Source organism: Streptomyces sp. NBC_00690 (genome assembly GCF_036226685.1).
Classification (GTDB): domain Bacteria; phylum Actinomycetota; class Actinomycetes; order Streptomycetales; family Streptomycetaceae; genus Streptomyces.
The window spans coordinates 7575682-7586584 of sequence record NZ_CP109009.1; the positions used below are offsets into that span (position 1 = coordinate 7575682).

The 10903-nt window shown below is 69.8% G+C and carries 5 protein-coding genes; 2 read left to right on the forward strand and 3 right to left on the reverse strand.

Translation table 11 applies throughout. The annotated features are described in order from the left end of the window. Nucleotides 1–2 precede the first annotated feature (2 nt). Nucleotides 3–5567, reverse strand: a complete 5565-nt coding sequence (locus OID54_RS32875) for a glutamate synthase-related protein (protein WP_329025553.1) — start codon at nt 5565–5567, stop codon at nt 3–5. Nucleotides 5568–5974: 407 nt separating this feature from the next. Next, on the reverse strand, nt 5975–6958 hold the full coding sequence (locus OID54_RS32880) for a LuxR family transcriptional regulator (protein WP_329025554.1): 984 nt from the start codon (nt 6956–6958) through the stop codon (nt 5975–5977). Between the two features lie 215 nt (nt 6959–7173). Between OID54_RS32880 and OID54_RS32885 the strand changes: the two genes are divergently transcribed. Beyond that, nucleotides 7174–8586, forward strand: a complete 1413-nt coding sequence (locus OID54_RS32885; RefSeq protein WP_329025557.1) for an aminopeptidase P family protein — start codon at nt 7174–7176, stop codon at nt 8584–8586. Nucleotides 8587–8743: 157 nt separating this feature from the next. On the opposite strand, the gene OID54_RS32890 is transcribed toward OID54_RS32885, so the two are convergent. After that, a complete protein-coding gene (locus tag OID54_RS32890) occupies nt 8744–9904 on the reverse strand; it encodes an agmatine deiminase family protein (RefSeq protein WP_443055717.1) in 1161 nt (386 codons plus the stop codon). 356 nt (nt 9905–10260) lie between these two features. Here OID54_RS32890 and OID54_RS32895 point away from each other — a divergent pair, with 356 nt between their 5' ends. Next, nucleotides 10261–10842: a TetR/AcrR family transcriptional regulator gene (locus tag OID54_RS32895; protein ID WP_329025559.1), complete on the forward strand. Its 582-nt coding sequence runs from the start codon at nt 10261–10263 to the stop codon at nt 10840–10842. Nucleotides 10843–10903: the final 61 nt, after the last annotated feature.

Here is a 10903-nt window from a genome sequence, read left to right on the forward strand (position 1 = left end):
CGTCACGTGGTCACCGCTTCGGTCGGGGCGGGCGGGGTGCGACGGCCCGCGCTGGCGGCGATGTCGGCGAGTGCCGCGGTCGCGAGCAGTTCGTCGAACCGGGCGGCGCGGACACGGCCGGCGTTCTTGTTGTTCTGGTGGATGATCCAGCCGTAGGTACCGGGGGCGTCCACACTGAGGTTGTTCCGCTGCCTCAGCGCACACTTGTAGTCGTCCAGGCGCTTGATCGCGATGAGCGTGGCGAGCTCGTCGTCGTTGAACCGCTCAAGGGTGCCGCGCAGATACTTCACGACGCGCTGCTTGACGAAGAAGTCCTCGGTGAGCACGAGGTTGCGGACGGCATCGGCGACCCGCGGGTCGTCCGGGCCGAGCGCGCCGGGCACCCGTTTGAGAGCGAGGTCCTGGGCGACGCCGAGCACCGTGTACGACGACAGGAGCGAGAACATGTCGTCGCCGCCCTGGTCGCCGAGCGCGGGGGCACGGCCGCCGAGCACGGTGCGGCGGTCGCGGTAGTCGACCTTGAACGCCCGGAGCTTGTCCGTCGCGATCGAGTTCGCGAGTTCGTCGAGGAGCTCGGTCCTGGTCGCCGCTGCGAGGATCTCGGACGCGTCTTGGTACAGCAGCAGCGCCCGGGGCATCCCGCAGTAGACATGGCGCCGCTCTCTCGCCCAGTCGTTAAGCAGCCGGGCCGCGAGCTGGGAGCCGGTGGCGGCCAGGTGCCATTCCAGGAGCAGCCGAACCGCTTCCTCGTGGAAGGTGCCGTGTTCGGTGTCCGTCACCGGGAACACGAGCAGGGAATCTGCGCTCACCTTGCCGGGGAGCTCGCCCGTCGGGTCGTATTGGTACAGGAACCCGCCGCTCATGCCGTTGCCGAGGCCCTTGCCGAAGCCACCGAGGTTGAGCACGGTACCGCCGGTCATGTACTCGCAGCCGAAGTCGCCGACGCCCTCGACGACCGCGGTCGCCCCCGAGTTCCGTACGGCGAACCGGTCACCGGCCTCCCCCTGTACGAACGTCCGGCCGCCGGTCGCACCGAACAGTGCGAAGTTCCCGATGAGCACATTGCCGCCGCGTTCGGTGTCGCCGCCTCCCGGGGCGCGGACGACGATCCGGCCGCCGCTTTGGCTCTTGCCGACGCCGTCGTTCGCGGTGCCGGTGTGTTCGAGCGTGATGCCGTCGTTGCAGAACACCCCGTACGACTGGCCGGCGGACCCGGTGGTGCGGATCCGGACGGCGCCGTCCACGAGGCGACGGCGACCGCGGTCGTCGGCCGTGACCGCCGGTGCGCCGGCGAGGTCGTCGGCGTCCAGTTCATGGTTGAGGAGCCGTTCGACGTCGATGCCGAGCTGCCCGCCGACCGACTTGTCGCTGTTGCCGAGGTGGATGCCTTCGATGAGTGCGGTCGTCTCGCGCCGGTCGACGAGGGCGGCACGGACGTGCTCGATGAGGGCGTCGTCGGTGGTGAAGTCCTTCTCCAGGTACTCCGGGTCCTCGACGACCTTCTCGGGCACGTGCGCGAGAAGGTGGCGAACATCGAGGCGCCCGATGCTCGCGGGGTGGTCAAGCAACTGGAGCAGATCGGTGCGTCCCCGAGCTTCCCGCAGGGACCGCAGCCCCAGCCGGGCGAGGATCTGCCGGACGTCGTGCGCGATGTTCAGCAGGTACTGCGCCAGTGCACGCGGATCGCCCTCGAACGCCTCGGCGTTCGTGGTGAGGCCGGCCGGACACTTCACATTGCAGTTCTTCGCCATGACGCAGCCGAGCATCATCAGCGCGGTCGTGCCGAACTCGAAGCTGTCGGCCCCCAGCAGTGCCGAGGTGACGACGTCGCCGCCGGTCTGGTGCGCGCCGGAACAGCGCAGGACGACCTTCTGCCGCAGTCCGTTCGCAACGAGCGACTGGTGCACTTCGGCGACACCGATCTCGGCCGAACGCCCCGCGTACTTGAGGCTGGTGACCGCCGCGGCGCCCGTGCCACCGGTGTTCCCGGCGACGTTGATCACATCCGCGCCCGCCTTGGCGACGCCGACCGCGATGGTGCCGATGCCCTCCGACGAGACGAGCTTCACGATCACCCGCACCCGCGCGGCCTTGCAGTCGTGGATGAGCTGCGCGAGGTCCTCGATCGAGTACGTGTCGTGGTGCGGCGGAGGGGAGATGAGTTCGATGCCCGGGGTGCCGCCGCGCGCCGCCGCGATGTCGACGGTGACCTTCGGCGCGGGCAACTGGCCGCCCTCGCCCGGCTTCGCACCTTGCCCGATCTTGATCTCCAGCTCCTGGAGCATCGGGTCGGCGAGATAGCCCGCCCAGATCCCGAACCGGCCGGACGCGAACTGCTTGATCCGGGAGCCGCGGATGGTGCCGTACCGGGAGTGGTGCTCACCGCCCTCCCCGCTGTTCGACATGCCGCCGACCATGTTCGTGCCGTGGGCGACGGCCTCGTGCGCGGTCGCCACGAGCGCGCCGTGGCTCATCGCGCCGGAGGCGAGCGCACGGGTGATCCGGTGCGCGGGCTGCACCTCGTCGAGCGGGACGCTGTCGGGTGCGCTCGCGAAGAGCGCGAGGAGCCGTGCGGCGGTGCCGATGGCCGTGACGAGGACCCCGTCGGCAGCCACGTCGAGCGTCTCGACCTCGCCGGGGTGCGCGAGCGCCAGCCCGGCGGCGAGTGCGGTGTGCCGCTCGGCGCGGTCGGGGCCCGGGGCGGCCAGGCACAGCCGGACGGTCATCGCGCCGCCCTGCCCTTCGTCGCCCGTGGGCGGCTCTGCCACGGATGCGTTCACACCGCGGACCGTGACGCTCGCATTGCCGGTGGTGGAGAACCGGCCGAGCTCTCGGGCGAAGTCCTCGGGGGTGCGCAGCGCCGTGACGTCCGCGGGCAGGGCGAGCACATCACGGAGCGCGGAGGGACGCCGAAGGCGCTCCTCGTGTGTCGTCCGCAGGAAGGCGCGGTACCCGGGCGTGATCCGGAACGCGTCGATCTCGGTGTCGTCGAGGGCGGCGTACCCGGTGTTGCGGTACGCGGCGTCGGTGATGCCGAACGCGTCGTCGAGCTGGCCGAGCGTCAGGAGGCGCAGTGCGTCCGAGTCGTCCGGCCTGCCGAACTCCGGCCGCTCCTCGGTCATGCCGCCGAAGCCGCGCACGGCCGTGACACCGAATGAGTGCCCGGCGCCGTCCGACCGCTCCTTGAACAGGCCGAGCAGCGGAATCTGTTGCTCGGTCTCCACCGTACGGGCCTGCTCGTGCCAGTCCGTTGCGGTCTGTGCGATCCGGGCGAACCCGACACCGCCGACCGGGGCCTCCATGTGCGGGAAGGTCCGCGCGAACACATCGTCACGGGTGTCGAGGTAGTTCGGTTCGAAGAACTCGCCGCCGATGTAGCTCTCCGCGGTGCACAGCCCGACGCGTCCCATCGTCTTGGCGAGGGACTTCTCGGCCGCCTTGCGGAACCGCGCCAGCGCCCGGTCGGTCTCGGTGATCTCACCCGCGGGTGCCGGGGCGCTCGGGTGCTTCTCCTCGGCGCGCAGTCGTGCGCTGAGGCTGTAGACGGCCGATGCGCCGAAGCCGAGCGCGGTCGCGACGTGGTGTGAGGAGGCCAGTTGACCGCTCTCGGCGACGATCGACACGCGCAGGCGCAGCCCGGTCTCGATGAGGCGCTGGTTCACCGCGGCGACCGCGAGGATCACCGGCAGCGGCGCACGTGTCGATGAGATCGCCCGGTCGCTGAGGAGCGCGATGCCGCCCTGCGCGGCGGCGAACCGCTCGACGTCGTCGCAGAGCCGTCCGAGCGCGGAGCGAAGGGCGTCCGCGTTCGCGGTCACATCGCCGGCCACGGGCTCGTACAGCATGTCGAACCGTGCCAGCGGCACGATCGGCTGGTCGCGCAGCCGGACCATGTCGAGGTGACCGAGCACGGGCGAGTTCACCACGAGCTGCCGGCCGTTCGTGTTCCCGGTGCCGTCGGGCTTCGGGCCGAGTGCGACCCGCATGCTCATTCCGTCGGCCTCGCGGATGCTGTCCAGCGGGGGGTTGGTGACCTGGGCGAAGCGTTGGGAGAAGTACTTCGCCATGCCGCCCTCGGTGTCGCTGAGCGCGTTGATGGCGTTGCCGTAGCCCATGGCCGAGATCCGCTCCGACCCATGGGCGAGCATCGGGTCGAGCATGAACCTGAAGCTCTCCTGGTTCAGCGAGTACGCCACGTACCGGCCGGCGAGGGTCAGATCGCCGTCGTACCCGAGCGTCTTCGTACCGCGCACGTAGTCGGGTGTCGGCAGATCGTCGAGGTTCACCCGGGCCGCGGTGAGCAGTTCGGAGTACGGCCGGCGTGCGGCGAGGGCGTCGAGCACCTCGCCGGTACGCATCCGTCGGCCGGCGCGGTGGTCGACGACGAGCATGCCGCCCGCCTCGATGCGGCCCCGGTGCACGACCTCGTCGTCGGGGAACGCGACCTGCCCGGCCTCCGATGCCACCATGAGGTACTCGGCGGTCTCCACGGTGCGCAGCGGGCGCAGGCCGAGCCGGTCGAGTCGGGCGCCGATGACGTCCCCGTCGCTGAAGATCACGGCCGCCGGGCCGTCGTTCTTCTCCTCGTACAGCGAGAAGTACTCCAGCATGTCCCGGACGGCGACGGGCAGCGTCCGGTCGTTCTCCCACGCGGGCGGCATGAGCGACACGACGGCCTCGACGATGTCCAGACCGTCGTCGAACACCCGGCTCTGCAGGGTCTGGTCGAGCCGGCTGGAGTCCGACTGCCCCGGCGGACGCACGATGCTCCGGGTGCGGGCGCGGGCGAGTGCCTCGTCGGACAGCCGGTTCTTGCGGTCGGTGTTGAGCTCCCCGTTGTGTGCCATCAGCCGGAAGGGCTGCGCCATGGTGGGGTGCGGCTCGGTGTTCGTGGAGAACCGGGTGTGGAAGTAGAGCGATCGGACGGAGTGCCGTAGATCGCCGAGGTCGCGGAAGTACCCGATGACCTCACCGGAGTTGAGCCGCCCCTTGAGTACCTGGGTCCGCGCGCTCAGGGACAGCGGGTACAGACCGGCGAAGGCGTTCTCGGCATAGGCGACGGCTTCCACGGAGAGCAGGGCGCGGTTGGCGGCCGTGTCGACGTCGGGGCGCCGCCAGCTGTCGGGTGCCCGGAACACCCACTGCACGATGGGCAGTTGGTACTGCTCGGCCACGGGTCGGGCGACGGTGTGGTCCACCGGGACATCGCGGACCAGCAGGACATCGAACCCCTGCTCGGTGATGCTCCGGCCGACGAGGTCCAACGCGCCTTCGCGGCGGACGGGGTCGGTCGGAACGAAGCAGTTCGCGACGCCGAAGTGTCCGGCCCGCAGTTCCTCGCCGGCAATCGCGCTGAAGAACTCCACCGACAGGTCGACGCTGACGCCGGCGCCGTCGCCGACCCCCTCGGCGGACTTGCCGCCGCGGTGCGGGATCGCGCGGAGTGCTTCGTCGCCCCTGCGGATGACGTCGTGGCACGGCACCCCGTCGAGGCGGGTGATGAAGCCGACGCCGCAGGCGCTGTGTTCGCGGGCAGGGCTGTGCAGCCCAAAGGCGGAGTGATTCACGTGGGTCCTGTCGGCGAGGTTCCGGCAGCGGACGGCCAGGCTGCGTCGGTGAAGCGCTCGCCGCGGGCGGACCGATGTGACGGTCGAGCCCTGAGTGGTGGGAGTGGATACGGTAAGGCTTACCTAAGCCTCGCCGCAAGTATTTGCCTGCCGCAGGTCAGGACGGGATCGTCAGCAGCGGAGGCGACCCGGCTTCCCCGGGCGTCGGGGGAATGGCTTGCCGGGCCTGTTGATGGTTACGGCGATCGTTGCAGCCGGCCCTGCACTTGAGGGAGGACGGATGCATGGGAAGGCGGTCCAAGGCGTACGGGGTCTTCTCGACGGATCAGGCTCGGGGCTTCAGGGTCGCTGTGCAGAAGCAGTACGAGCCCCGTCCGACTGATCGCCCGCCCGTGCTGCCGTGCTCGTCACAACCATCCGTTGCGTTGTGCCTGCAAGGCCATCTGGAAGCGGTTGGCAGCGCCCAGTTGAGCCATCAGGATCTGAAGGCGTCGAAACAGTGTGCGGCGGCTGATCCCCAGCTCGCGGGCGATGACATCATCACCCGCACCGCCCGCGAGGAGCCACAACAGACGTCGGTCGGCCGGTGGGAGACCGCCCGGGCGGGTGGTGCGGCCCTGAAACGGCAGCGCGCTCTGCCAGGACAGTTCGAACAGCGCCATGAGCCCCGAGAGCAGCCCACACGGCTGCACCACCAGCATGGTGTTGTGCACATCGGCTTCCTTGATCGACAACGACACCAGGGCGTACGCCTCGTCGATGATCACGAGTTTGACCGGTACCGAAGGCAGTACCCTCGCCTGCTCGCCCGCGCGGACACACGGTTCGATGACGTCCTTCAGATGGCCCGGTTCCTCCAGCGACGCACGCGAATACACGACGCGCTGTGTCACACCACGGGCGAGCGTGGCCAGTGCGTCGTCCGTGGCGCCCGGCAGGGGAAAGTAGGGCGGCGACTCGAACTGTCGGATCTGCTCCCGGGCGCTCGCCCAGGCCCGACGCATCCTCGGGCCGATCGCATCGCCCGTGACGACCTCCACGAGATCGTCGTTGTACGCGGCCAACCGCTGTCGCCGGAACGACTCGAACGCGCCCCCGACGGCGATGCGCGACTCCTCCACCTCGGCCGCCCGGTGCCGGGCCAGGATCTCCAGACCTGCGGTGGGCGGTACCGGCGCGACCACGTCCTCGTCCGCGTGGGCAGCACTGGCCAGACCGGCATCGACCAGTGCGTCGTAGGCCGTGGCGAGCTCCGCGGCGTCCATGCCGGCCGCCTCCGCGATCGTGATCAGCGGGGCGGGGGCCGTTTCCAGGAGCGTCAGATAGACCCGGGCCGCCGCCTGGTCGAGCCCCAGCAGCCGAAGGGCCTCGCCGAGCTTCGCGTTGTTCATACGTCCCATTATCGATGTATCCACTCTCCGCTTTGGCCGATCTGTGCCAGTGGCACTCCTGGGCACCGAGTGGGTGGGTTGCGAGGTACCTTCCGAAGGCCGCCGACGACCGGGGGCAGCGAGGGCGCGCCCCAGCCGTACCGAGGGCGAGCCGGTCCGTAGGGCTCCCACGGTCCCTCGCCGGCGACGAACCAACCCAGGGGAAGGTGTACGACATGGCGAAGGGCCGAAAGAACGGTCTCTACTCGGAGATCTCCGAGGAACTGTCCGCGCTGATGCGGACGGGGTGGGCGGACACCGAGCGGCACGATCTGCAACTCGACGAGCAGGCCCCGTACGCGGCCCACCGCCGTGCCGCGCTCTCCGCGCGTTTCCCCGGCGAACGCCTCGTGATCCCCTCGGGCAATCTGAAGGTCCGCTCGAACGACGACAGCTACCCCTTCCGGCCGTACACGGGCTATGTGCACATGACCGGAGACCAGGCCCGGGACTGCGCCCTCGTGCTCGAACCCCGCACGGACGGTGGCCATGACGCCTACTGCTACCAACTCCCCCGGGACGGCAGGGACGACAACGAGTTCTGGACCGGCGTCACGGCGGAGCTCTGGATGGGCCGACGGCGCTCGCTCGCCGAGTCGGGGCTCGTGCTCGGACTGCCCTGTCGCGACGTCCGCGCGGCGGCCGACGACCTCGCCGCCGACTCCGCCGTGCCGACCCGGATCGTCCGTGGCATCGATCCGATTCTGGAAGCTGCCGTCACCACGGACGAGGAGCGCGACGAGGAACTGGAAGAGGCGCTCAGCGATCTCCGTCTCGTCAAGGACGACTGGGAGATCGCGGAGCTCCGCAAGGCCGTGGACTCCACCGTGCGCGGATTCACCGATGTGATGGGTGAGCTCTCCGTGGCGATCGCATCGTCCGAGCGGTGGATCGAGGGCACCTTCTTCCGCCGAGCGCGTCTGGAGGGCAACTCCGTCGGCTACGGCTCGATCTGCGCCGCCGGTGACCACGCCACGATCATGCACTGGACGGACAACGACGGCCCCGTGCGTCCGGGCGATCTGCTCCTGCTCGACGCCGGAGTGGAGACCCGCACCCTCTACACGGCCGACGTCACGCGCACCCTTCCGATCAGCGGAACCTTCACGCCCCTCCAGCGCAAGGTCTACGACGCGGTGTACGAGGCCCAGGAAGCCGGCATGGCCGCGGTCAAGCCGGGCGTCGCGTACCGCGACTTCCACGAAGCGTCCCAGCGCCACCTGGCGGCCACACTCGTCGAGTGGGGCTTCATCGAGGGCCCGGCCGAGCGCGCATACGAACTCGGTCTCCAGCGTCGCTTCACCATGGCCGGCACCGGTCATATGCTCGGTCTGGACGTCCACGACTGTGCGCAGGCCCGGAACGAGGAGTACGTCGACGGCGTCCTGGAGCCCGGCATGGTGCTCACGGTGGAGCCCGGCCTCTACTTCCAGCCGGACGACCTCACCGTGCCCGAGGAGTGGCGCGGCATCGGCGTCCGGATCGAGGACGACCTCGTCGTCACCGAGGACGGCCACGACAACCTGTCGGCGGGGCTGCCCCGGTCGGCGGACGACATCGAGGCGTGGATGGCCCGAGTCGCCGGCTGAGTCTCGCGAACGGTCCGTCCGAAAGGGATGGAGCAGCCCTTTCGACGCTCAGTGGAGGTCGCCCCGAAGCGCCGGCGCTTCGGGGCGACCTCTGCATTGCTGCGTACCGGGTCAGCGGTGCCGGGGCACGGTCATCGGCGGAGCGTGAGGGAGGCCGTCACGCGGCGGGCTTGCCGGGCTGGTCGTGGGTGGCGCAGTGGATGCCACCGCCGCCCGAGGCGATCGTGTCGATCTCGATCGGCACGACGTCCCGCTCGGGGAAGTGCTCCCGGAGGATGCCGCGGGCGCGGTCATCCGCCTTGCGGTCGCCGAACCTGGGCATGAAGACGGCGTCGTTGGCGATGTAGAAGTTGGCGTACGTCGAGACGAAATCGTCGCCCTCGCCGGTGATCCTGTTCAGATCCGGCTGGGGCAGATCGATGACCTCGAAGCGCCGGCCGCGGGCGTCCGTCGCCCGTGACAGGACGGACTTCGCCTGGTCGGCGGAGCGCGACCAGGAGTCCGGCGGGGTGCTCGGGTGCGCTCGGTCCAGCAGGACCACGCCGGGTGCCGTGAAGCGCACGAGGCTGTCCACATGGGCGTCCGTGATGTCCTGTCCGCGCACACCCGCGAGCCAGATCACCTTCTCGACGCCCAGCGTCTGCTTGAGCTCCGCTTCGATTGTGTCCCGGCTCTTGCCCCGGTTCCGGTTGTCGTTGACGATCGAACTCTCGGTGATCAGCAGGGTGCCCTCGCCGTCGGGCTCGAAGGAGCCGCCTTCCGAGATGAGCGGTGCCTGCACCCGTGGGATCCGGTACTTCTGGAGCAGCGTACGGGCGACCAATGCGTCGTTCGCGTGTTCCTGCTTCTCGCCCCAGCCGTTGAAGTTGAAGTCCACCCCGACGACCTTGCCGCCCTCCTCCACGAAGACGGGGACGGTGTCGCGGGCCCAGAGGTCGTCCACCGCGAGCGGAATGACCTCGACCTGAGAGCCGCAGGCCCGCTGGGCCGCGCTCACCTGGGCGGGCCGGGCCATCATGACGACCGCCTCATACTCGCCGACGGCTCGGGCGATCCTCGCGATGTCCTTCCGTACGTAGGGCAGGTCCTCCTCCCACACCGAGGACAGCGCCGGCCAGGACATGAAGGTGCGGGTGTGGCTCTCCCACTCGGCGCCGAGCCGCCGCCCCGGGCCCGTCGCAGCCTGCTGCGGTGAGTCGACGGGGCCGCTGGACCGTCCCCCTTCCCCGGAGGGGCCGCAGGCGGCTGCGGCAAAGACGACGGCGCCGAGCCCGGCGAGGGCACCCAGGGCACTCCGACGGGTGGGGGAGGGCTTCACAATGGGACTCCGATCGTGGGACTGGGGCGGAACGAGCAGATCCGGCCCGGGCGGCGGCGCGAGCCCCTGGGACAAGGGTGCGCGCCCAAAGCCGCGAAAGGCAGCAATTCAGGATGAAAAGCGCAATGGCCCGATGTCGCCACTGTGACACTGACTGAAAATTCAGTCAAACTCGGAACTGGCCGAAGAGGCCGGTAGGGCCGGCCTTGCGCGCCTCGTCGATCGGGTGTCCCCAAGAGCGTTGAGTGCAGAGCAGCGGTTTCTGCCCACCATGCGGTCCGTGCAGGTCATGGGCCCGCACATCCGGTGACAGGCTGCATACGCCTGCTCGGTGGCGCCCGGGTAAGGTGCGGACCATGGCGTCTCGCAGCACTCAGATCCTCGAAGCCGCCGCCCGGGTGATCGCTCGGCGCGGTGTCCGAGGGCTGCGCGTGGAGGAACTCGCGGCCGAAGCCGGTGTCTCCACCGCCCTGATCTACTACCACTTCAAGGACCGTACGGGCGTCCTGCGCCAGACCCTCGAATTCATCAGCGACCGTGCCGAGCGCTACACGAACGACCGTGATCCGGACGACCCGCCGCTGACTGCGCAGGAGGAGTTGGCGGACTCCCTCCTGTTGGAGCTACAGGACACCGCGGAGGTTCGGGAGAACAGCTCTGCCTGGGGCGAGCTGAGGGCGAGCGCCGTTTTCGACGAGGTGCTGCGCGAGGACCTCGCCAAGGCCACCCTCGTATGGGTACAGGAGGTCGCCGTCCTGTTGGGCCGGGCCCGACCGGAGGCAACTGCCTCGTCGCTCTCCGCCGCCGCCGAAAGACTCACCGCCCTGCTGGAGGGACTCAGCATGCGATGGCTCAGCGACGGCATCACGATCGCCCGTGCACGCGAGCTGATGCGCGGCGCCATCGATGCCGAACTCACCGGGCTCCGGCAGAGCTGAGCTGATCGCTGAACACCCTCGGGCAGGGGCAGGGCAGGATCGCCGCCGTCCGGGCGCCCGG

What these genes read in the sequence shown, in the direction of transcription:
- OID54_RS32880 (WP_329025554.1), bottom strand. Translation starts at nt 6,958, where the DNA reads ATGAACAACGCGAAGCTCGGCGAGGCCCTTCGGCTGCTGGGGCTCGAC.
- OID54_RS32885 (WP_329025557.1), top strand. Translation starts at nt 7,174, where the DNA reads ATGGCGAAGGGCCGAAAGAACGGTCTCTACTCGGAGATCTCCGAGGAA.
- OID54_RS32895 (WP_329025559.1), top strand. Translation starts at nt 10,261, where the DNA reads ATGGCGTCTCGCAGCACTCAGATCCTCGAAGCCGCCGCCCGGGTGATC.